This window comes from Symbiobacterium thermophilum IAM 14863, from assembly GCF_000009905.1.
Taxonomy (GTDB): domain Bacteria; phylum Bacillota; class Sulfobacillia; order Symbiobacteriales; family Symbiobacteriaceae; genus Symbiobacterium; species Symbiobacterium thermophilum.
This window is the reverse complement of record NC_006177.1, coordinates 489364-509827: the sequence shown is the minus strand read 5'-3', so window position 1 is coordinate 509827 and position 20464 is coordinate 489364. Positions and strand designations below refer to the sequence as shown.

The window sequence follows — 20464 nt, the reverse complement described above, 5'->3', positions numbered from 1 at the left end:
AACCGCCCCCCCATAGGACGAATGATGATGGCTGGCGTGTGGCTCTGTCCGACGGGCAGAGCGAACACGCCCCAACTCTTGCAGAAAGGCGTGAGGTCGCTACGAACAACATGGTCGAGTTTCGGGGCGTGTCGAAGCGGTTCGATTCGACCGAAGCCCTAAACGATCTTACCCTCGAAATTCGTCCGGGCGAGTTCCTGACGCTTCTCGGGCCCAGCGGCTGCGGCAAGACCACGACCCTCAGGCTGCTGGCCGGGTTCGAGGAACCCACCTCCGGAGAGATCTGGCTGGCGGGCAGACCGGTTCAGGGACTCCCAGCGTACAAGCGACCCGTCAATACGGTCTTCCAGCACTACGCGCTGTTCCCGCACATGACCGTATTCGACAACGTCGCGTTCGGCCTGCGCATGAAGAAGGTAGCCCCGGCAGAGATCCGGCGGCGGGTCGCGGAGGCCCTGGAGTTGGTTCGGCTGGGCGACATGGGGAGCCGACGTCCCCATGAGCTCTCCGGAGGCCAGCAGCAGCGGGTCGCCCTGGCGCGCGCCCTGGTCATGGAGCCGAAGGTGCTGCTGCTGGACGAGCCGCTGGGGGCGCTGGACCTCCAGCTGCGGCGTGCGATGCAGGTGGAACTCAGGCAGCTCCAGCGCAAGCTGGGAGCGACCTTCCTATATGTGACACACGACCAGGAGGAAGCGCTCGCGATGTCCGACCGCATCGCGGTGATGCGCAACGGCCGGGTGGAGCAGGTCGGCACTCCCGAGGAGGTCTACCTGCGCCCGGCCACCCGCTTCGTTGCGCAGTTCCTGGGCGAGGCCAACCTGCTGGAGGGCGAGGGTGCGGCCAACGGCCGGCTGCGGTGGGGCGACTACCACCTGCAGGTGAGCCGCCACCTGTCGCCCGGCAAGACGACGGTGGCGCTGCGCCCCGAGCAGGTGCAGGTCCGGTGGCCCGGGTCGACGGAGCCGGCGCGGCCGGCGGAGAACCGGGTCCACGGCATCGTGGCCGAGCGGCTCTTCGTCGGCACCGGCACCCGGCTGATGGTGGAGGTGGCCGGCCGACGGCTGGCCGCTCTGCTGCCCGCAGGCCCGGGACCGGATATCGGCGACCAGGTCGAGCTCCGCTTCGCCGCGGAGCACTGCGTGGTGGTGGCGCCATGAGCCGGCGGGCAGGCTGGGCCATGCTGGCCCCCACCGTGATCTGGCTCGTGGCGCTGGTCGCCGCGCCGATGGCCCTGATGCTGGTCTACAGCTTGGCGGTTCAGATCGCCCCCGACTCGCCCTGGCCCCAGGGGTTCACGCTGGCGCACTACAGCCGGCTGCTGGACCCGCTCTACCTGCGCATCTTCGTGCGCTCGGTGGTGCAGGCGGCCCTGGCGACACTGCTTTCGCTGCTCCTGGGCTACCCCCTGGCCTACTACATCGCCCGCAGCCCGATGCGGCGGCGCGGCCGGCTGCTCCTGCTGGTGGTCATCCCGTTCTGGACCAACTTCCTGGTCCGCACATATGCCCTGATGGTGCTCATGCGGGCGCAGGGGGTCATCAACTCGCTGCTGATGGCCATCGGGGTGATTGACGACCCCCTCCCCCTTCTCTATAATGAGGCGGCGGTGCAGGTGGGACTCGTCTATACCCTGCTCCCGCTGCTCGTCCTCCCGCTCTACGCGAACCTGGAGAAGCTGGACGAGCGACTGCTGGCCGCCGCGCAGGACCTGGGCGCGAACCCGTGGACGGCGTTCTGGTCGGTGACCTGGCCGCTCTCCCGGCCCGGCGTCCTGGTCGGAGGGATGATGGTCTTCATCTCCGCCTTCGGCATGTACCTGGTTCCCGACCTCATGGGCGGCGCCCGCTCGATCATGATTGGCAACCTGATCCAGAACCAGTTCCTGCAGGCGCGCAACTGGCCCTTCGGCGCGGCCGTCGCACTGGCCCTGACCGCGGTGGTGCTCGTGGTCGCGCTGCTGGTGCAGCGGGCCGGGCGCATCGACGGCGGGGAGGTGAAGCGGTGAAGCGGGGCAGCGGCTTGCTGCGGCTCCACGCCGCACTGGTGTATGGGTTCCTCTACCTGCCCATCTTCCTGCTTGTCATTCTGTCGTTCAACAGCTCACGGACCAGCGCGGTCTGGAAGGGCTTCACGCTGGACTGGTACGTGCGGCTCTTTCAGAACCGGCTGCTGTGGGAGGCGGTCAAGAACAGCCTGATCATCGCTGCCGCCACCGCGGTCATCGCCACGGCCCTGGGCACGGCAGCGGCGCTCGCCCTGCACAGGCGCCACATCCCCGGCCGGGTCTGGATTGAGGGGCTGCTGTACGTGCCCCTGGTTCTGCCCGACATCGTGCTTGGCGTGGGCGCGCTGGTCCTGTTCACGGCTCTCGGGATCTCCCTCGGCCTGGGCACGATCCTGGCTGCACACGTGGGGACCTCGATCTCGTACGTGGTCCTGGTGCTGCGGGCTCGGCTGAGCGACATGGACGAACGCCTGGAGGAAGCGGCCCGCGACCTGGGCGCCACCCCGTGGCAGACCCTGCGCTACGTGACCCTGCCCCTCCTCATGCCGGCCATCGTCGCCGCCATCCTGCTTTCCTTCACCCTGTCGCTGGACGACTTCATCCTCTCGTTCTTCACCGCGGGCCCCGGGGCCACCACCCTGCCCCTGCGCGTCTACGGGATGATGAAGACCGGCCTGACCCCTGAGGTGAACGCCCTGTCCACCATCATGGTGCTGGTGACGGGGATTGCCACCACTCTGTACCTCCGGCTGACGGAGAACCGAATCTAGTATGCTTGCGGGAGGAAAAGAACGGAATGAAGAAGCGTGTGGGGTTCGCGCTGGCCGCCCTGCTGGTGGCGGCCGTGGCCCTGTCGGGCTGCTCAGTCGGAGGGAGCACGGGCGCAGCGTCTGACCTGCCCCGGCCCGAGCGGGATCCGAGCGTGGACATGAGCCGGCTCTCCGCCGAGCTCAACGTCTTTACCTGGACGGAGTACCTGCCGCAGTCGATCATCCGCGAGTTCGAGCGGGTCTACAACGTCCGGGTCAACTACGACACCTACTCCAGCAACGAGGAGATGCACGCCAAGCTGAAGGCCGGCGCCTCGGGCTACGACATCATCATCCCGGAGATCTACATGATCAAGGTGCTGCGCCGGGAAGGGCTGCTGGAGGAGCTGGACCACGCCAACATCCCCAACCTGAAGAACATCGATGACCGCTTCCGCGGGCTGGACCACGACCCGGAGCTGAGGTACTCCGTACCCTACGTGTGGGGCACCACGGGGATCGTCATCAACACGGAGAAGATCAGCCCCGATCAGATGACGTCCTGGGCCGACCTGTGGAACCCCGAGTTCCAGGGGAGGCTGGTCGTGCCGGACGACGCCCGTGAGATGATCGGCATCGCCCTGCGCACCGAGGGGTACGGCGTCAACACCACCGACCCGGATGCGCTGGCCCGGGCCAAGGAGAAGCTGAAGGCGCTGAAGCCCAACGTCAAGGCCTTCAACAGCGACAGCCCGAAGGATCTGCTGCTCGGCGGCGAGGTCTGGGGCGGCGTGGTGTGGAGCGGCGAGGCGGCCCTGGTCATGCGGGAGAGCGACGCGTTCCAGTTCATCCTGCCGCCCGAGGGCGTGACCATGTGGGTGGACAACGTGGCGATCCCGAAGGACGCGCCGCACAAGTACACCGCCGAGGTGTTCATCAACTTCCTGCTGGATCCGGTGGTCAGCGCCCGCATCTCCGCCGAGTACCCCTACGGCAACCCCAACAAGGCGGCCATGCCGTACATCTCCGCCGAGGACCTGGCCAACCCGGCCATCAACCCGCCGGCGGAGTGGCTGCGGAACGCGGAGTCGCTGGACGACCTGGGCGACCAGATGAACCAGATCTACGACCAGATCTGGACCGAAGTGAAAGGCTGATGCGCTGCGGGGAGCGGGAAACCGCTCCCCGCTTCTTGCATGCGGAGGGGCGGGAAGGATCCCGGCTGCCAAAGTACGAACAATTGGTAAGATCCCTTCTGATTTTCTGAGGAGGTCAAATCATGTCCACCCATTCCCCGGCTCCCGCCGACGACGTCCTGAGGCCCCGGGACCTGGGCCAGATCCTGGACCAGACCTTCCGGGTTTTCGGCCGTTCGTGGCGCTCGCTGCTTCCGATGGGGCTGATCGGCGCCACCCCCGGCCTGCTGTACTCGCTGTTTGTGCTGTCGCTCTCGCCCGACCTGCAGATGGGGCCGTTCGGCAACCCCCTGGTCCGCGCCCTCGCCGCGGCCGACGCGGGCGACTTTTCGGGCGTGCTGCGGCTGGGCTCGCTGATGGTGGTCTCGTGGGTGGCGATCCTCCTGCTCTACCCGCTGTACAAGGGCGCCCTTCTGGACGCCGCGACGCGGGCCGTACTGCACATGCCGCCCGTCTCCGTGGGCGAGTCGTTCCGGGTGGGGGCGACCCGTTACGGTGCGATGCTCGGATCCCACGCGCTCCTCGTCCTCATGTGGATCGCCGCCGTCCCCCTGCTCGCGCTGGCCGGGCTGCTGGTGCTCGCCTTCCTCACCATCCCCGTAGGGCTGATCGCCCTGGCCACCTTCACGGTCTTCACGGGCCACGCCGTGGTGGTGGAGCAGAAGGGCGCGGGCAGCGCCATCGGCCGCTCCTTCGAGCTGGTCCGCTCCCGCTTCTGGCCGCTGCTGGGCACGGGGATTGTCTTCTGGCTGCTGAGCACCCTGCTCAGCTACATCGTGGTCGGTCCTTCCAGCTTCGCGGCGGGCATCGTCACCGCCATCACCGGGTCCTTCCTGCCCTTCACGCTGCTGACGCTGGTGGAAGGGTTGGCGGCCACCTTCATCACCCCGTTCATGGCGGTCGGCCTCACCGTCGTCTACTTCGACACCCGGGTCCGCAGGGAGGGGTACGATCTGGAGTGGATGGCCCGGCAGCAGGCGGAGTCCGCCACCGGGGACTTCCAGCCATGAGGCGGGCGCTGGCCACCCTTCTTCTCGTGCTGTGGCTGCCGTCGGCGGCCGCGTCTGCCCCGCTGCCGGCCGGGGCGTACGCCGGCCGGCTGGAGGAGGCGGCTGCGCTCCTGGATGAGGCCGAGCGGCTGGCACAGCAGGGGGACGAGACCGCGGCGCGGCGCAGGATCTACGCCGCGGCCGACCGCCTGTCCGGCGTGGACGCGGTGTGGGCCGACGCCGGCGACGTGGAGGCCGATCTTACGGACCTGATGGACTCGCTGCGCGGGGCCGCGGAGGATCCCGAGGCGCTGTCCCGTGCCCGGGGGTTGCTTGCGGAGCACCTGCACGCGGCCGCGGACCTGGTGGAGGCCGAACCCGTCCATGCGCCGGGCGCCCGCGCATCCCTGGACCGCGCGCTGGCGCAGGTGGCCGGCCAGTCGCTGCTGGACCGGGCCCGCGAGTGGGTCCTTGGCCTGTTCACCCGGCCGCTGCAAGGGAAGGAACTGGGGCCGGTGCCGCCGTCGGTCTGGTGGATCGGCGGCGCCGTCGGGGCCCTGGCCTTGGCCTGGGCCGGATTCGCCCTCTACCGCGGCCTGACCGGTCACGGAGCGGGAACCGAAGGGACCTGGCGGGAGGGCCGCCGTACGGAACCCGCCCGCCCGCCGACGCCGGCGGAGCTGCTGCACGCGGCGCAGGAGGCCGCCGACCGCAGCGACTACCTCGCCGCGGTACGGCTGTCCCACCTGGCGCTGCTCCAGCACCTGGACGGGCTGGGGATTATCCGCTACCAGCCCGCACAGACCGACCGGGAACATGAGCGGCAGCTGGCCCGCCGGCGGCCGGATCTCGTCCCGGCCCTGCGCAGCCTGCATGACCTGCTCGAAGGGCTCCTCTACGGCGGCCGGCCGGCCCGGGCGGACGAGTTCCGGCAGGCAGAGTCCCTGGTGATGCAGCTCTGGCGAGAGGGGGATGCCACATCCGGAAGCGCGGCGACACCTGGGCCGTCATCGTCGGCCTGATCGCGCTGATCTTCGTTTCCGTCCTCTTCGGCGGAGACCCTCAGCCCCGCGCCCGGCTCGCGCCGGCCGGCTCGTCCTGGGCGCAGACGCCGGAAGGGCTTTCCGCCATCTACGCCGTCCTGGCCGACCAGGGGGCGGCGCGGCGCTGGACCCTGCCGCTGGACCGGCTGGACGGCTCCGTGGACCGGCTGGTCGTGTGGAACGTGGACGGCCTGGATCCCGACGAGGTGGACGCCCTGGAGGCGTGGGTGTTCGCCGGCGGAACGGCGCTGGTGGGCGGACCGCTTTCCGGGTTCAGGGGCACCTTCCAGCCGGCGGCGGAAGGCACGGCCCGCCCGGCGGCCCCTCACCCGGCCACCCTGGGGATCCGTGCGGTCTCCGTGGGCAGCGGCCGCTTCGGCGGCGCCCGGGGGAGCGGCTGATCCACCTGAAGGACGAGGAAGGCCGGCCCGTGCTGGTCTCCTGGCGGGTGGGCGAGGGCCGGATCTTCTGGTCGGCGGACACCGCCTGGCTCAGCAATGCTCGCATCGGAGAGGCCCAGAACCTGGATCTGGCCCTGCAGATCCTGCTGCCCCCCGACGGGGGACAGGTCGCCTTCGACGAGTACCACCACGGGTTCGTCGCGCCAACCCACTGGTGGCAGGTCCTGCGGGGATCCCTGCAGGCCTTCGGGCTGATGCTCGCGGCCGCGGTCGCCCTCCTGTTCTGGTCCTACGGCGCCCGGTTCGGCTCGCCGCTGCCGGCGCCGGAACGCCCGCCGCGGGCGGCGGTGGAGTACGTGCACTCCATGAGCCGGCTGTACCGCCGGGCCGGGGCCCGCGCCGTGGTCCTGCGCGCCCTGCACCGTTCGCTCCGCACGGAGCTCAGCCGGCTGACCGGCGGTGCGGAGGGGCTGAGCCACGGGGAGATCGCCGGACGCGCGGCGGCCCGGTGCGGCGTGCCGGCCGGAGAGATCGAGCGGCTCCTGGAACGCACCGCGGACCTGAACCACATCCCCGCCGACGCCGAGCTCATCGATCTGGCCCGGCAGGCGGAGAAGCTGCGGAGGAGAATCGAGCATGCCACTTACCGAGACGGTTGAGACCCTGCGCCGCATCGAGGCCGAGCTCCGAAAGGTCATCGTCGGCCAGGACCAGGTGATCGAGCAGCTGCTGGTGGCCCTGCTGGCCGGCGGTCACGTGCTCATTGAGGGCGTGCCGGGCCTGGCCAAGACCCTCCTGGTGCGCAGCCTGGCGCAGGCTCTGGGGGTCAGCTTCCGGCGCATCCAGTTCACGCCCGACCTGATGCCCGCCGACGTGGTGGGCACCACGGTCTTCAACCCCAGGGACCTGACCTTCGAGGTGCGGCGCGGCCCGGTCTTCACCAACCTGCTCCTGGCCGACGAGGTCAACCGCACCCCGCCCAAGACCCAGTCCGCCCTGCTGGAGGCGATGGAGGAGCGGCAGGTGACCCTGGACGGCCAGCCCTACCCCCTGCCCGAGCCGTTCATGGTCATCGCCACCCAGAACCCCATCGAGTACGAGGGCACCTACCCGTTGCCCGAGGCGCAGCTGGACCGGTTCCTCATGAAGATCCAGATGGACTACCCCGCCGCCGAGGAGGAGCGGGCGATCCTGGAGCGGCACTACCGCGGGTTCCGCGCCCAGGAGCTGGACCGCGCGGGGATCGGCCGGGTGCTGGACGGGCCGGGGCTGCTGGCGCTCCGTTCGGCCCACCGGAGCGTCACGGTGGAACCCGAGGTGCTGGACTACATCAACCGGATCGTGCGGGCCACGCGTGCGTGGTCGACCCTCGCGGTGGGGGCAAGCCCGCGCGGCGCCGTCGCCCTCCTGGTGTGCGCCCAGTCGCTGGCGCTCATCCGCGGACGGGACTACGTGGTGCCCGACGACATCAAGGAGATGGCGGCGCCCGTCCTGCGCCACCGGGTAATCCTGCGACCTGAGGCCGAGGTCGAGGGGGTGCGGGCCGACCAGGTGCTGGAGCAGATCCTCCAGTCCCAGCCGGTCCCACGTTGATGAGGGCCGACCGCGTCACCGTGCGCTTCAGCCCCACGCCCCGCCTGCCCCTCCTCCTCGCCCTGGCGGCCCTGCCGGCGCTCTTCCCCGGCCTGCTCTGGCTCAGCCTGGCGCTGGCGGCGGCGCTCACCGGGGTTGCGCTGGCGGATCTGGCCGCATCCCGGCGCACCATCGAGGCGGAGCGGCGCGTGGAGAACCCCCTCTCCCTGGGGGAGGAGAACCCCGTTCGCCTCGCGTTCCGCTGCCAAGGCGCCCCCGTGACCCTGGAGGTGTGCGACGACCTGCCGCTCCACCTGGAGCCGGCGGGGGAGTGGCCGGTGGTGCGGCTGGAGGAGGGCGCATGGGTGGAGGTCGGATACCGGGTCCGGCCCGGGCGGCGCGGGCGGTACGCGATCGGCCCCCTCCACGGCCGGTACCGCTCGCGGCTGGGGCTCTGGAACCGCATGATCACGTGGCCGATCACCGACGAGGTCCGGGTTTACCCGAACCTCCTGGCGGTGCGCCAGTACGAGGTCGCGATGCGGCAGGGCCGCCAGATGGAAGGGCTGAAGCGGGCCCGCCTGCGGGGAGCCGGCACCGAGTTCGAATCGCTGCGGGAGTACCAGGAGGGGGACGAGTTCCGGGCCATCAACTGGCCGGCGACCGCCCGCCGGGGCAGCCTGGTCACCAACCTCTACCAGGTCGACCGCTCCCAGCCCATTATGCTGCTGGTCGACGCCGGCCGGCTGATGATCCCGCAGATCCAGGGGCTCTCCCGCCTGGACTACGTGCTCAACGCGGCGATGCTTCTGGCGACGGTGGCCGCGGAGCGGGGCGACCAGGTGGGGCTGATGCTCTTCGGCGGCGAGGTGAAGGCCTTCGTGCCGCCGCGGAAGGGGCGGCGGCAGGTGATGGCCATGCTGGAGTCCCTTTACGACCTTCAGCCCGAACAGGTCGAGCCCGACTACGGCCGTATGCTGGGCTGGTTCGCCGCCCGGCACCGCAGGCGGTCCCTGCTGGTGCTCTTCACCGACCTGGTCGATCCGGAGATCAACCGGGGGCTCACGGCGCACCTGAGCGCCTTGGCGGCCCGCCACCTGGTGCTCGTCGTCACGCTGACCGATCCCGCCCTGCTCGCCCTCAGCCGCTGCATACCCGAGAACGCCCAGCAGGCATACGAAAAGGCCACTGCGCTGGAGGTCCTGGCACAGCGGGCCGAGACCCGGGCCAGGCTGCAGCGCAGCGGCGTGCTGGTGATCGACGTGCCGCCGTCCTCCTTCTCGGCGGCGGTGGTGAACCAGTACCTGCAGATCAAGGAACAGGGGCGGCTGTAGAACCCGTTCCGGCCGGCGGTGCCTGAGCGTCTGTATCAGCAGGGGCGCCGGCCGCCCGCCTCCCTCCCAGGGCCCAGTAGGCGACGCCCAGCGCGCCGGTCACGAGGGCCACGCCGTACTTGCCCCACTCGGAGAGGCTGCCCATCGGGGTGATGAAGCCCTCGATGGCGGCGGCGACCATAAAGAGGGGCAGCGAGCCGAGGATCAGAATCCCCGCCCGCCGGGCGCCCGACCGGAAGGCCGCCCCGCGGGTCAGCCGCCCGGGCGCGACGAGGGGCCAGCCCAGGCAGAAGCCGGCGGCGCCTGCGAGGAAGAGCGCCATCAGCTCCAGGACCCCGTGGGGCAGGATGAGCGCCCAGAAGGAGAAGGACAGGCCCGCCCGGAAGTAGTGGGCGGCCAGCGCGCCGACGATCAGGCCGTTGTAGAGGAGCACCAGCGCGGTGCCGACGCCCAGGGTGATTCCCAGGCCGAAGGCCATTACGCCGACCCGGACGTTGTTGATCAGAATGGCGGTGCCGATCAGGGAGCGGAACTGCACCGGGAAGATGTCTCCGTCCGGCGCGGTCGCCTCGTGATGGCGCAGCTCCGGCGGCACCAGCGCCTCGGCCAGGTTGGGGTCGGACAGGATGGCGAAAAAGCCCACGAGCCCGCCCAGCCCCATCAGGACGGCAGAGAGCAGGAGGGGCCGCCAGGCCCCCCGGACAGTGGCCGGGACGGTGTGCGCGAAAAGCCGCCACAGCGAGCGCAGCCGCTGCGGCTCCTCCGCGTAGATGAGGTTGTGGGCCCGGGACACCAGCTGGTTCAGATAGGCCGTGGCCTGCCCGTTCGGGAAGTAGGTCCGGGCGTAGGCCAGGTCGGAAGCCGCCCGGCGGTAGAGCAACCCCAACCGCTCCACCTGCTCCAGCGAGAGCCGGCGGGGCCCCCGGCGCTCGGCCGCGGCCAGGATCCCGGCCAGCTCTTGCCAGGCCTCCTGCCGCCTGGCCACGAACTGATCCTGATTCACGGAAGACAGCCCTCCCCTGAGGTGAGCGCCATGGACCCGATTCGCATCGACACGCCGGAGAGCGTGGACCTGGCGCTGGAGCCGGTCGGCCTCGGAAGCCGGTTCCTGGCCGCCTTGATCGACGCCGCGATCCAGTACGCCGTCCTCTTCGCCGTGCTCCTGGTCGCGCTGCCATCGGCGGCCTTGTGGACCGATCTCGGCGAAGGCTTCGACCTCATCGGCTCCGCTTTCCTCGCAATTCTGCTTCTGGCCGTCGCTCTCCTGTTCTTCCTGTACAAGATGCTCTTCGAGGCGCTGTGGAACGGCCAGACCATCGGCAAGCGGGTGGCCGGGATCCGCGTGGTCCAGGTGAGCGGCATGCCGGTCACCTTCCTGCAGGCGGTCATCCGGAACCTGCTGCGGATCGTCGACTATCTCCCCGGCTACTACCTCATCGGGGCCATCTGCATCCTGGCCACCGGGCGCAGGCAGCGGCTGGGGGATCTGGCCGCCGGCACGGTGGTCGTGCGCGATCGGCCTGCGGAGGCGCCGGAGGTGCCAAAGGCGCTTTCCCACCCGCCGCAGACGGACCTGAACAAGCTGCGGGAGTACGCGCTGCGGCTGCGTGAAGAGGATCTGGCACCCGCCCGCGGTTTCTGGCAGCGGCGGCACCAGCTGCACGTCTCTGCCCGGAGCCGGGTGGCGGAGCAGGTGGCGCGGGGGCTCGCCGCGCGGATGGGCTGGCCCGACCCGCTGCCGCCGGTCCCGGAGGATTTCATCGAGGAGGTCCTGTACGTGCGCGCTCGCTGAGGCCGGGGCGACAGTTCGCGCCCCGGCCGGCCCGGATCCCGGGTGGGGATGACCGCCCGGACGAGGCATACTGAACGATCGAGGTGAACGTCGTGAAGCTCGGGTGCCACATCAGCATCAGCAAGGGATTCCCCCAGGCCGTGGAGAACGCCCACAGGCTGGGCTGCGAAGCGTTCCAGTTCTTCACCAAGAACCCGCGCGGATTCAAGGGCAAGTCCGCCGACCCCGAAGCGGCAGCCCGGGGCCGGGCCCTCATGGCGGAGTACGGCCTGGTGGCGGTTGCCCACGCGCCGTACATCACCAACCTCTCCACCCCGGATCCGGAGCTGCAGGCCATCTCCATCGCCTCCCTGAAGCAGGACCTGGAGAACGCCGAGGCCTACGGCGCCATCGGCTGTGTCTGCCACATGGGCAAGCACGTGGGCGAGGGCGAGGCGTACGGCAGAGCCCGCATGGTGGAGACGCTGAACCGGCTGCTGGAGGCCTACACCGGCTCGTGCCCGCTGCTGTTGGAAAACACCGCCGGGATGGGCTCCGAACTGGGCACCCACCTGGAGGAGCTGATGGAGGTGCGCAGCCGGGTGGAGCAGCCTGAGCGCATCGCCTTCTGCTTCGACACCTGTCACGCCTTCGCGGCCGGCATCTACCGGCCCGAGGACTGGGAGGACTTCGTCGCGCACGCTCGCGCGATCGGCTACTGGGGCCTCCTGAGGGCCGTCCACCTGAACGACTCCAAGTTCGACCACGGCAGCCGCAAGGACCGGCACGCCAACCTGGGCAAGGGGTTCCTGGGCGAAGCGGGCATCGCGACCCTGCTGCGCTCGGGCGCCTTCGAGGGCCTGCCCGTCGTGCTGGAAACCCCGGTGAAGGACGAGGCGGAATACGGTCCCGAGATCGCCTATGCCCGGTCGCTGCTGCAGTAGCCGGTCCGGTGCCATGGGCCGCCCCTGACCGCCGCGGCCTGAAGGAAAGCAGACCCCCACCCGGCAGTTGCCAGGTGGGGGTCTGGCGTTGCAGCCATCTCACCGTCGCCAGCCCGGGAAGGTGCGGGGCGCCGTGGTGACACCCGCCCCGGTCAGCCAGGTCGGACGGCGGGCTTCCCAGCCGACAAAGTGACCATCATCTGGAACGCCGACCGCTTTTCCTTCGCCGGCGTGGATGGCGTACGGCTCTCCCAGCACCAGGCCCGGTACGGCGATGACCAGCGACGGGTACGACTGCTTCAGCTCCATCACCGCCAGTTCGTTGCCCTCCGCGTTCCAGAGGCTCACCGGGACGCCAGCGGGCAATCCGGGCCGGGAGCTTCGGCTCCACGTCGCCGCCGGTCCTGACGGCCACCCTGGACACGCTCAACGCCCTCGACCCCCATCCCGGCCTTCAGTGACACGAATGCGCACTTTTCGATCACCCTTCTGCGACAAGGGCTCCGGGTAACACGATCCCCGAGACCCGCACCACTCCGCGGTTTCACGGAAGTGCACATCCGTGCCGATGCCTTCCGGCCCCGGATCCTTGCCCTGGCCAGCCGCTCTGTCCATTCCGCGTGCGGCTCCCTCCACGGCGCCTCGGATGCCCAAGCAAGCGCGTGTTCCGCAAAAACGCGATGCGGCAGGGTCCCTCGGAGCGTTCATCCGAGGGATCCCTGCCGCGCGTGGCTTCAGGAACAGCGTGAAGCGTTTCCTCGACCCGCCCCTTCGCAGCCGGAGCCCATGAAGCCACCCTGCACCCGATTGGGCGCTTCCGCCACCCTCCGGCGGCGCGGCGGCTGGGTCCCGGCCCGGGCTCCCCAACCCACCAAAACCATGTAGGATTTTAATGCTTTGAAGTCAAATAGATACGGTTACTTCACAGACCCTGGAGGTGTCCCCCGCATGGCCACAACGCAGACGCTGCCCAGTCTGCCGCCGGCGACCTTCACCGCGGGCAGCCGGGCTGCGCTGCCCATCGTCCTCGGTTACCTGCCCATCGGCTTCGCGTTCGGCGTCCTCGCCCAGACCGCCGGCTTCTCGGTCGCAGAGGTGGGGCTCATGTCGCTGCTTGTGTACGCCGGCTCCGCGCAATTCATCGGCGCGGAGATGTTCGCCGCCGGCGCCGCGGCTCCCGCCATCATCTCCACGACCTTCCTGGTCAACCTGCGGCACCTCCTGCTGAGCACCGCCCTCCTGCCGTCGTTCCGGCGGAACCACCCCGCGGTCAACGCCCTGCTCGCCTACGGCATCACCGACGAGACCTTCGCGGTGAACGCCTCCGTGCTCCGCGGACGCCCCATCGGCCCTGGCTTTGTGGCGGGGCTGCACATCACGTCTCAGGCGAGCTGGATCGCCGCGTCGGTCGCCGGGGCGCTGGCGGGCGGCATCGCGACCAACCAGGAGGCCCTCGGGCTCGACTTCGCCCTCTCAGCGATGTTCATCGGCCTGCTGGTTCCCAACCTGCGGGGCGAGGAGGCGGGCAGCCGCCGGGTCGCCGCCCTCGTGGCCGCGGCCCTGGCCGTGGCGATGGGGCTGCTCGGCCAGCCCAGCTGGGGCGTGATCGTCGCGACCGTCGTCGCCGCCACCGTGGGGGTGATGCTCCGGTGATGACCGTCCGCACGGAGGTGCTTCTGCTCTTCCTCGGCATGGCCCTGGTCACCTACCTGCCCCGGATGCTGCCGATCGTGGTGCTGAGCCGGTTCAGGCTGCCGCCGCTGGTGCTGCGGTGGCTGGAGTTCATCCCGGCGGCGGTGCTCTCAGCCCTGCTCGCCCAGGGCCTCTTGCTCGACGGCGGGCAGCTTTCCCTGCCCCCGGGCAACCCGGCCTTGCTGGCAGCCCTCCCTGCGTTCGCAGTGGCCATCTGGACCCGGAGCCTGATGGGCACGGTACTCGCCGGCATCGCGGCGATGGCCCTGCTGCGGGCCTTTGCCTGAAGCCGGCAGCCCCGTCCCTCCCGAGGGCCTCCCCGGGTTCGCCCCGTGGCCTTCCGGTTCCCAGCCTACCGCGTCACATACGGTCGGATTTTCTCCAGTGTCTTCGACCCGATGCCCGAGACGTTGATCAGGTCGTCCACGGACTGGAACGGCCCGTGCTCCGTGCGGTAGGTGATGATGGCCCGGGCCAGGGCGGGGCCGATGCCCGGCACCGTCTCCAACTCCGCCTGGCCGGCGGTGTTGATGTTGACCAGCGTCGTCCCGCCGGAACCCGCCGCTGCGCCCGAACCACCCAGGGTGCTGGTCACCGGCTGGTAGGTCGCCCCCTGCGCCTTCGGCGGCGGGGGTGCCTGCGGCTGCAACTCGTCCTCCCGGTAGACGTAGATCTTGGCCCCGTCCACCAGCGGCGCCGCCAGGTTCAGGACGCCGGGCACGGCATCCGGCAGCGGGCCGCCCGCCGCCAGGATGGCGTCGTTCACCCGAGCGCCCTCGGGGAGCGCGTAGATGTCCGGCCGCTGCACCGCCCCCTCCACGTGGACGATCACCTGGCGGGCCGGGGGAGCACCCGCGCCTTCGTCCGGGGCACCGCCGGGAGTACCCCCAGCCACGGCCGGAGAAGCATCCGCCGCCGACCCGGCCGCGCCCGCTTCCAGTTGGGCCAGGAAGGCCGCCGCCTTCAGGGCGCGCTGGTCCGCCTGGTACAGCACGATAGCCCGCCACCCCAGCCCGAGGACGCTGAGCAGGATCAGCGCCGCCACGGCGATCCGCATCGCGGGCGTGAACTGCACGATGGAACCCAACGCCGTCACCTCCGGGAGGAGAAGGTTCGACGGTCTCCCAGATTTTCCCTTCCAAATACTTACAGGACCCGCCGTCCGTCCGTATCGGCGGGTCCTGTTCGCGGGCTTCCCCCGTGACCTAGTGCACTTCCTCGTCTGCGAGCATCTCGTCCTCAGCGACGAGCAGGGCCTCCAGCTTCGCCACGCCCCGGATCCCGCGCAGAGCCGCCTTGATCCGGCTGCGGTCCTCCCGGCCGGGCACGATGCCCTTCACGTGCAGCACGCCGTCGGCGCAGTAGAGCTGGAACCGGTCGGGGTCGTACCCCATCCGCCCCAGCAGCCGCAGGGCGGCCCGGGACACGTCCGCATCGTCCTCCTCCTCGCCCACGCCCACCTTGACCTGGTCCGAGCGCACCTCCCGCACCCCGGGCACCCCTTCCACCAGCCGCACGGCGGCCTCCAGGTCCTCGTAGGTGCGGGCCTCGCCCATGAGGGTGACGACGCCCTTCTCAACCTGCGCCCCGATCCGGCTGTACTCCGGAACGTCCGCGAGGCGGGATGAGACGGCGCCCTCCAGGTCCCGGTCGCTGAGCGTCTCATCATTCGCGACGGTGATGTCGTTGTCGATGCGGCGGACGCCCGGAACCCGCCGGGCGATCTCCTCGGCGGCGGACTTGTGGGAGAGGGCGTCCACCACGCCGTGCAGGCGCACCGTCCCGTCCCGGGCGGACACCTGGACGTCGATGCCCGCGGAATCGGTCTGCGCCAGGAGAGCCTCCTTCACCTGCTTCGCCAGCTGTTCGTCGTGCTCAAACGTCTGCTCAGGCATTCGCATTCCTCCCCCCGCGGCCTCCAGGGCTAGTCTGCCCAGCGTCCAACGGCAGTATGGGTCCAAAACGGCGAACGGGGCGGCGCTCGCTGTCAAGGGGCCGCCCGCCACGGCATCCGGAGAGAACGAATCGAATTGAATGCGCCGTTGACAGGTCCGGCCGCCGCCGCCTAGCATTGGGAACTGCCCAACAACTCTTGAACAGGAGGTGCTGCCCCGTGCTGCTGTTCAACCTTCCCCGGTTCTTCGCCAGACGCTCACGATGAACTAGCTGTGCGCGCTTGCACCGATCGCACAGGCCTGGTTCGTCTGTGAGCAGGTAGGACGTCCTCCCACCCATCACAGCGACGAAAGGGGCCTGTTTTTTTGTGTCTCTCCACAGCGCGTTCCGCTTTCTCTGGACCTATCTGAGACCCCTGAGCGGGTTCCTGCTGCTCTTGGTCACGCTGCTGACGGGAGCCACCGTCCTCCGGCTCCTCTTTCCCCAGTTGCTCCGCTCCCTGGTCGACCGCACCATGGAGGGGGCGCCGCTGCCGGAACTGGTCCTCCCCGCCGGCCTCTTCCTGGCCGCGGCGCTGCTCATCCAGGTCCTTCGGATCACGGCCACCATGCTATCCGAGCGCATCGCCTGGAAGGCGACCAACGCGCTGCGGCTGGACCTCGCCCGGCACGTCCTCGGCCTGGACCTCGCCTTTCACAAGGAGCACACCCCGGGCGAGCTGATCGAGCGGATCGACGGAGACGTCACCGTCCTCGCCGGCTTCTTCTCCCAGTTCGTCGCCCAGGTGGGCGCCTCGCTGCTGCTGATCGGCGGCGTGCTCGTCGTGCTCTTCACGGAGGGGCCGCTCCCCGGCCTGGTGGGCCTGGGCTCCTTCGCCCTCGGCATTGCGGCCATGCTCGCGGTCTCCTCGCTCTCCGTGAAGGCCTGGGCCGGCATCCGGGCCTCTTCCGCGGAGATGATGTCCTTCGTGGAGGAGCATATCGCCGGGCGTGAGGAGGTGAAGGCGCTGGGCGCCGACCGCTACGTGCTGCGGAGGCTCATGGCCCTGTCGGCCAGGCACTGGCGGCTGCGCTGGCGGGCCCGTGCCCTGGAGACAACCGCCGCAGGCGTGACGTACGTCACCTGGGTGCTCGGCCAGTTCGCCATGCTGCTCCTGGCCTGGTCCCTGTACCGAAACGGCTCCCTCTCCCTGGGCACCGCCATGATGCTCTTCTTCTACGCCGACCTGCTCGGCGAGCCGATCAGCACCATCCGGAACCAGATGGACGAGATGCAGCGGGCCCGGGCCGCGCTGGGACGACTGGTGAAGCTGAAGGCGGTGTCGCCGGCCATCACCGACGGCGCCGGGGGCGCCCTGCGCGACGGCCCCCTTTCCGTCACCCTGGAGCGGGTGTCCTTCCAGTACGAGGAGGGGCGCCTCGTGCTGAATGACGTCTCCTTCCACCTCGAGCCGGGACGGACGCTCGGCATCCTCGGGCGAACCGGCAGCGGCAAGTCCAGCCTGATCCGGCTGCTCTGCCGCTTCTACGACCCGCAGGAGGGCACGGTGCGCATCGGCGGCTCCGACATCCGCCAGCTGCCGCTGGACGAGCTGCGCAGCCGCATCGGCCTGATCTCGCAGGAGGTGGGCCTGTTCGGCGGCACCCTGCGGGATAACCTGGCGCTGTTCAACCCCGCGATCACCGATGAGCAGATCTGGGCAGCTGTCCACCGGCTCGGCCTCACCGGATGGTTCGGGCGCTTCGAGGACGGGCTCGACAGCCGGATCGGTCCGGCGGGCGGCGGGCTGTCGGCGGGCGAGGCCCAGTTGCTCGCCCTGGTGCGCCTCTCGCTCCGGGATCCGGGGCTCGTCATCCTGGATGAGTTCACCGCCCGCATCGACCCCGTGACCGAAGCCCTGTTGCAGCGCGCGGTAGACCGGCTGCTGGCCGGCCGTACAGCGATCATCATCGCTCACCGGCTGACCACCGTGGAGCGGGCCGACGACATCCTCGTGCTGGACCAGGGCTCGATCCTGGAGTGGGGGCCGCGCCGGATCCTGGCCCGGGATACCCGCTCCCACTACAACCGGCTGCGCTCGGCAGGAAGCGAGGAGGTGCTGGCCTGATGAGCGGTCTCCGTTTCACGGCACGGCTGTTCCGCATGACCCTGCCCGCCGTCCTGCTGGCGACCTTCGGTTTCGGGCTGGGCTCTGCGCTCGCTGCGCTCGCGGCCGTGATGACCTCCCGGTTCTTCGCGGCGCTGCCCGGCGGCACGCAAGAGCCCGTGCAGTACGCGATCGCCTTCCTGCTGGCCAGCGTGGCCGCACAGCTCAGCGACTTCATCTGGCAGGCCGGCCTCACCCTCATGGACCGGATCCTCACCACGCTCCTGCGGATCAACATGCTGCGGGGCATCTACCGGCGCCCCGGGGCCCTGCCCCTGCCGGTGACCCCGGGCGAGGCGATCACCCGCTTCCGGGACGACGTGCTGGAGTCCTGCTTCTACATCCACCGCTTCCCCCTCTCCCTGGTGGACGTGGCCACCGCGGCCGGCATCTTCGCTTACCTGTTCACGGTTCAGCCGCTCCTGGCCGCCCTGGGCGCGGCCGCCATCGCCGGCGTCTTCCTGGCCATGCGGAAGCTCCAGGAGAACATCGTGCTCTACCGCGACCAGGTGATGGAGCGGACCGAGGCGGTGACAGGCTACCTGGGGGAGATCCTCAGCGCCGTGCCGGTGCTTCAGGTGGCCGGCGCCGTCCCGGACGCCCTGCGCCGCTTCCGGGATCTGAACCAGGACCGGGAGGTCGTGAGCCTGAAGGAGCGGCTCCAGTGGGGACTGCTCTTCGCCCTGTCGGAGAACGGCTTCTACGTGGCCCTCGGCCTGGTGATCCTGGCTGCGGCGCCCCTGCTGGCCCGCGGGCAGTTCAGCCCCGCCCAGTTCGCCCTCTTTCAGATGCTCCTGCAGCAGGTGGGCTGGCGGATGTGGGGCGTCTCCGAATCCGTCGCCCAGCTCCGGGCGGTGGGAGTCTACCAGGCCCGCATGGCGGAGCTGGCCGGAGGCGACCAGGAGCTGGTAGCCGGAGCGAGGCTGGATTTCCGGGAGGAGATCCCGCCCGAACCGGCGCCGGCACGCCGGCCGGAAGACGCCCTGGAAGTGCTCACCGTGGCGGGCCTGACTTACCGCCACCCCGAGACGGGCCGGGGCATCGCCGACGTCTCCTTCACGCTCCCCCGCGGCAGCTTCACCGTGATCACCGGCAGGATCGGCTCCGGCAAGACGACGCTGGTGCGCACCCTGCTGGGCCTCCTGCCCGCAGAGGCCGGCGAGGTGCGCTGGAACGGGCAGGTCGTCACGGACCCGATGGCGTTCTTCACCCCGCCCCGCATCGCCTACACGCCGCAGGTGCCCCGGATCTTCTCCGGCTCGCTGCGGGCCAACATCCTGCTGGGGCTGGCGGAGTCGGACGTGGATATGGAGGAGGCCGTCGCCGCCGCGGTGCTGGAGCCCGACGTGGCACAGTTCCCCTGCGGCCTGGAGACCGAGGTGGGATCCCGGGGGGTGAAGCTTTCGGGGGGGCAGGTGCAGCGGACCGCCGCCGCCCGGATGTTCGCCCGGCAGCCCGCGCTGCTGGTGCTCGACGACATCTCCTCCGCCCTGGACAGCGAGACCGAGGCGGAGCTCTGGCGCAGGCTCTTCGCCCGGGAGGGCGCGACGGTGCTCTGCGTCTCCAACCGGCGGGCGGCGCTGGAGCGGGCCGATCAGATCCTCCTCCTGGATGAGGGGCGGCTGGTGGCTGCCGGTCCGCTGCCGGAGCTCCTGCGCACCTCCCCGGCCATGCGGGAGCTCTGGACCGCCATCGCCCCGGACGAAAAAGCGGGGATCGCGAGGTAGCGTAACCACCGTAACACCAGGGGGTGCCCCCCGCCCGGGGGCACCCTGGTCATGCTTTCAGATCACTCGCCGGCCACCAGCCGGTTCTCCAACCGCCCCAGACCGTCGATCTCGACGGCCACCACGTCGCCCGGCTTCAGCCAGTCTTTCTCCGCAAGGCCCATGATCACCCCTTCCGGGGTGCCGGTCGCGATGATGTCCCCGGGCTCCAGGGTCATGTACCGGCTGATGTACGCGATGAGCTCCGCCACAGGGAAGAGCATGTTCCGGGTGTGGCCGTCCTGCCGGATCTCCCCGTTGCGCCAGAGCCGGATGCGCAGGTCCTGCGGGTCCGGCACCTCGTCCCGGGTCACCAGGTACGGCCCGATGGGCAGGAAGCCGTCCAGCGACTTGCCCAGCAGCCACTGGCTGGTGCGCATCTGCAGTTCCCGGGCGCTCAGGTCGTTGCCGTTACAGTAGCCCAGCACGTAATCCAGTGCGGCCTCCGCAGGCACGCGCCGGGCCCGGCGGCCGATCACCACCACCAGCTCGGCCTCGTAGTCGTACTGCTCGGCGATGCTCGGCAGGACCACGGGGTCGCCCGGGCCGGCGACGGCGTTTTGGAACTTGGCGAACAGGACGGGGTAGGCGGGCACCGCCATGTGAGCTTCCGCGGCGTGGGCGCGGTAGTTGAGGCCGACGCAGAGGATCTTGCCCGGCCGGGGCACCGGCGGCCCCAGCCTGAGGCCGTCCTCCGGCAGGAACAGGTCAGCCTCTTCCTCGGCCCGGGCGACCAGGTCCGCCAGCGGGTCGAGGGCGTCGAGCCCCATCCCCAGCGCCTGGTCGACGTGAAGCGGGACGTCCCTGCGCCCGAAGCGCCCGGCGGCAGCGGAGACGTCGAGGATGCCCCTCTCCGTCCTGACCCCCAGGGCGAGGCCGCCGGGCGTGCGGTAGGTGACCAGGAGCATCGGCCATTCCCCCTCCCAGTGGGACCCGTGCGCAGGTAGATCCCGTCATCGG

At 70.2% G+C, this 20464-nt stretch carries 21 protein-coding genes; 16 read left to right on the top strand and 5 right to left on the bottom strand.

The window, feature by feature from the left end; translation table 11 throughout:
- Positions 1-110 precede the first annotated feature (110 nt).
- The 10 genes from STH_RS02450 to STH_RS02405 all read left to right on the top strand — a co-directional run bounded on the left by STH_RS02450 (position 111) and on the right by STH_RS02405 (position 9289).
- Positions 111-1157: an ABC transporter ATP-binding protein gene (locus tag STH_RS02450; protein ID WP_011194605.1), complete on the top strand. Its 1047-nt coding sequence runs from the start codon at positions 111-113 to the stop codon at positions 1155-1157.
- Entirely contained in the window at positions 1154-2005 is an 852-nt protein-coding gene (locus STH_RS02445; protein ID WP_043713108.1) for an ABC transporter permease, read from the top strand. The genes STH_RS02450 and STH_RS02445 overlap by 4 nt, the downstream gene beginning before the upstream one ends.
- Complete coding sequence (locus STH_RS02440) at positions 2002-2775, top strand: ABC transporter permease (protein WP_011194603.1); 774 nt, start codon at positions 2002-2004, stop codon at positions 2773-2775. The genes STH_RS02445 and STH_RS02440 overlap by 4 nt, the downstream gene beginning before the upstream one ends.
- 26 nt (positions 2776-2801) lie before the next feature.
- Positions 2802-3911, top strand: a complete 1110-nt coding sequence (locus tag STH_RS02435) for a polyamine ABC transporter substrate-binding protein (protein WP_043713105.1) — start codon at positions 2802-2804, stop codon at positions 3909-3911.
- 122 nt (positions 3912-4033) lie between these two features.
- Positions 4034-4960 carry a hypothetical protein gene (locus tag STH_RS02430; RefSeq protein WP_011194601.1) on the top strand — a complete coding sequence of 309 codons (927 nt, stop codon included), beginning with the start codon at positions 4034-4036 and terminating at the stop codon, positions 4958-4960.
- A complete protein-coding gene (locus STH_RS18245) occupies positions 4957-5961 on the top strand; it encodes a DUF4129 domain-containing protein (protein WP_011194600.1) in 1005 nt (334 codons plus the stop codon). The genes STH_RS02430 and STH_RS18245 overlap by 4 nt, the downstream gene beginning before the upstream one ends.
- A complete protein-coding gene (locus STH_RS19280; RefSeq protein ID WP_083765908.1) occupies positions 5898-6383 on the top strand; it encodes a DUF4350 domain-containing protein in 486 nt (161 codons plus the stop codon). The genes STH_RS18245 and STH_RS19280 overlap by 64 nt, the downstream gene beginning before the upstream one ends.
- A gap of 29 nt (positions 6384-6412) precedes the next feature.
- On the top strand, positions 6413-7042 hold the full coding sequence (locus STH_RS02415) for a hypothetical protein (RefSeq protein ID WP_011194598.1): 630 nt from the start codon (positions 6413-6415) through the stop codon (positions 7040-7042).
- On the top strand, positions 7020-7976 hold the full coding sequence (locus STH_RS02410; RefSeq protein WP_011194597.1) for an AAA family ATPase: 957 nt from the start codon (positions 7020-7022) through the stop codon (positions 7974-7976). The genes STH_RS02415 and STH_RS02410 overlap by 23 nt, the downstream gene beginning before the upstream one ends.
- Positions 7976-9289, top strand: a complete 1314-nt coding sequence (locus tag STH_RS02405; protein ID WP_043713101.1) for a DUF58 domain-containing protein — start codon at positions 7976-7978, stop codon at positions 9287-9289. The genes STH_RS02410 and STH_RS02405 overlap by 1 nt, the downstream gene beginning before the upstream one ends.
- Here STH_RS02405 and STH_RS02400 read toward each other — a convergent pair.
- The gene (locus tag STH_RS02400) at positions 9267-10292 is read right to left on the bottom strand and encodes a stage II sporulation protein M (protein ID WP_050742064.1); all 1026 of its coding nucleotides are present in this window, start codon (positions 10290-10292) and stop codon (positions 9267-9269) included. The two genes, STH_RS02405 and STH_RS02400, sit on opposite strands and share 23 nt — an antisense overlap.
- A 30-nt stretch (positions 10293-10322) precedes the next feature.
- On the opposite strand from STH_RS02400, the gene STH_RS18640 reads away from it, so the two are divergent.
- Positions 10323-11081 (top strand): RDD family protein, encoded by a 759-nt coding sequence (locus tag STH_RS18640; RefSeq protein ID WP_011194594.1) that lies wholly within the window; start codon positions 10323-10325, stop codon positions 11079-11081.
- 92 nt (positions 11082-11173) lie between these two features.
- On the top strand, positions 11174-12004 hold the full coding sequence (locus STH_RS02390) for a deoxyribonuclease IV (RefSeq protein ID WP_011194593.1): 831 nt from the start codon (positions 11174-11176) through the stop codon (positions 12002-12004).
- A 99-nt stretch (positions 12005-12103) separates the two neighbouring features.
- Here STH_RS02390 and STH_RS02385 read toward each other — a convergent pair whose 3' ends face one another.
- Complete coding sequence (locus STH_RS02385; protein ID WP_043713098.1) at positions 12104-12352, bottom strand: hypothetical protein; 249 nt, start codon at positions 12350-12352, stop codon at positions 12104-12106.
- Positions 12353-12952: 600 nt separating this feature from the next.
- Here STH_RS02385 and STH_RS02380 point away from each other — a divergent pair.
- Both STH_RS02380 and STH_RS02375 read left to right on the top strand, forming a co-directional pair.
- Positions 12953-13657 (top strand): AzlC family ABC transporter permease, encoded by a 705-nt coding sequence (locus STH_RS02380; RefSeq protein ID WP_011194591.1) that lies wholly within the window; start codon positions 12953-12955, stop codon positions 13655-13657.
- Positions 13657-13983 carry an AzlD domain-containing protein gene (locus tag STH_RS02375; RefSeq protein WP_011194590.1) on the top strand — a complete coding sequence of 109 codons (327 nt, stop codon included), beginning with the start codon at positions 13657-13659 and terminating at the stop codon, positions 13981-13983. The genes STH_RS02380 and STH_RS02375 overlap by 1 nt, the downstream gene beginning before the upstream one ends.
- Before the next feature lie 65 nt (positions 13984-14048).
- Here STH_RS02375 and STH_RS02370 read toward each other — a convergent pair whose 3' ends face one another.
- Both STH_RS02370 and STH_RS16760 read right to left on the bottom strand, forming a co-directional pair.
- On the bottom strand, positions 14049-14783 hold the full coding sequence (locus STH_RS02370) for a helix-hairpin-helix domain-containing protein (RefSeq protein ID WP_050742063.1): 735 nt from the start codon (positions 14781-14783) through the stop codon (positions 14049-14051).
- Positions 14784-14901: 118 nt separating this feature from the next.
- Positions 14902-15591, bottom strand: coding sequence for a BON domain-containing protein (locus tag STH_RS16760; RefSeq protein WP_011194588.1), 690 nt, complete (start codon positions 15589-15591; stop codon positions 14902-14904).
- A 368-nt stretch (positions 15592-15959) separates the two neighbouring features.
- Between STH_RS16760 and STH_RS02360 the strand changes: the two genes are divergently transcribed.
- Together STH_RS02360 and STH_RS02355 are read left to right on the top strand one after the other, a co-directional pair.
- The gene (locus STH_RS02360) at positions 15960-17699 is read left to right on the top strand and encodes an ABC transporter ATP-binding protein (RefSeq protein ID WP_011194587.1); all 1740 of its coding nucleotides are present in this window, start codon (positions 15960-15962) and stop codon (positions 17697-17699) included.
- Positions 17699-19465, top strand: coding sequence for an ATP-binding cassette domain-containing protein (locus STH_RS02355; protein WP_050742062.1), 1767 nt, complete (start codon positions 17699-17701; stop codon positions 19463-19465). The genes STH_RS02360 and STH_RS02355 overlap by 1 nt, the downstream gene beginning before the upstream one ends.
- A 62-nt stretch (positions 19466-19527) precedes the next feature.
- Here STH_RS02355 and STH_RS02350 read toward each other — a convergent pair whose 3' ends face one another.
- Positions 19528-20412 (bottom strand): fumarylacetoacetate hydrolase family protein, encoded by an 885-nt coding sequence (locus STH_RS02350; protein WP_011194585.1) that lies wholly within the window; start codon positions 20410-20412, stop codon positions 19528-19530.
- Positions 20413-20464: the final 52 nt, after the last annotated feature.

Coding starts and splice junctions, on each gene's coding strand:
- STH_RS02355 (WP_050742062.1), top strand. CDS start 17,699: ATGAGCGGTCTCCGTTTCACGGCACGGCTGTTCCGCATGACCCTGCCC.
- STH_RS02375 (WP_011194590.1), top strand. CDS start 13,657: ATGACCGTCCGCACGGAGGTGCTTCTGCTCTTCCTCGGCATGGCCCTG.
- STH_RS02350 (WP_011194585.1), bottom strand. CDS start 20,412: ATGCTCCTGGTCACCTACCGCACGCCCGGCGGCCTCGCCCTGGGGGTC.
- STH_RS02435 (WP_043713105.1), top strand. CDS start 2,802: ATGAAGAAGCGTGTGGGGTTCGCGCTGGCCGCCCTGCTGGTGGCGGCC.
- STH_RS18640 (WP_011194594.1), top strand. CDS start 10,323: ATGGACCCGATTCGCATCGACACGCCGGAGAGCGTGGACCTGGCGCTG.
- STH_RS02410 (WP_011194597.1), top strand. CDS start 7,020: ATGCCACTTACCGAGACGGTTGAGACCCTGCGCCGCATCGAGGCCGAG.
- STH_RS02430 (WP_011194601.1), top strand. CDS start 4,034: ATGTCCACCCATTCCCCGGCTCCCGCCGACGACGTCCTGAGGCCCCGG.
- STH_RS16760 (WP_011194588.1), bottom strand. CDS start 15,591: ATGCCTGAGCAGACGTTTGAGCACGACGAACAGCTGGCGAAGCAGGTG.
- STH_RS02405 (WP_043713101.1), top strand. CDS start 7,976: ATGAGGGCCGACCGCGTCACCGTGCGCTTCAGCCCCACGCCCCGCCTG.
- STH_RS18245 (WP_011194600.1), top strand. CDS start 4,957: ATGAGGCGGGCGCTGGCCACCCTTCTTCTCGTGCTGTGGCTGCCGTCG.
- STH_RS02445 (WP_043713108.1), top strand. CDS start 1,154: ATGAGCCGGCGGGCAGGCTGGGCCATGCTGGCCCCCACCGTGATCTGG.
- STH_RS02380 (WP_011194591.1), top strand. CDS start 12,953: ATGGCCACAACGCAGACGCTGCCCAGTCTGCCGCCGGCGACCTTCACC.
- STH_RS02450 (WP_011194605.1), top strand. CDS start 111: ATGGTCGAGTTTCGGGGCGTGTCGAAGCGGTTCGATTCGACCGAAGCC.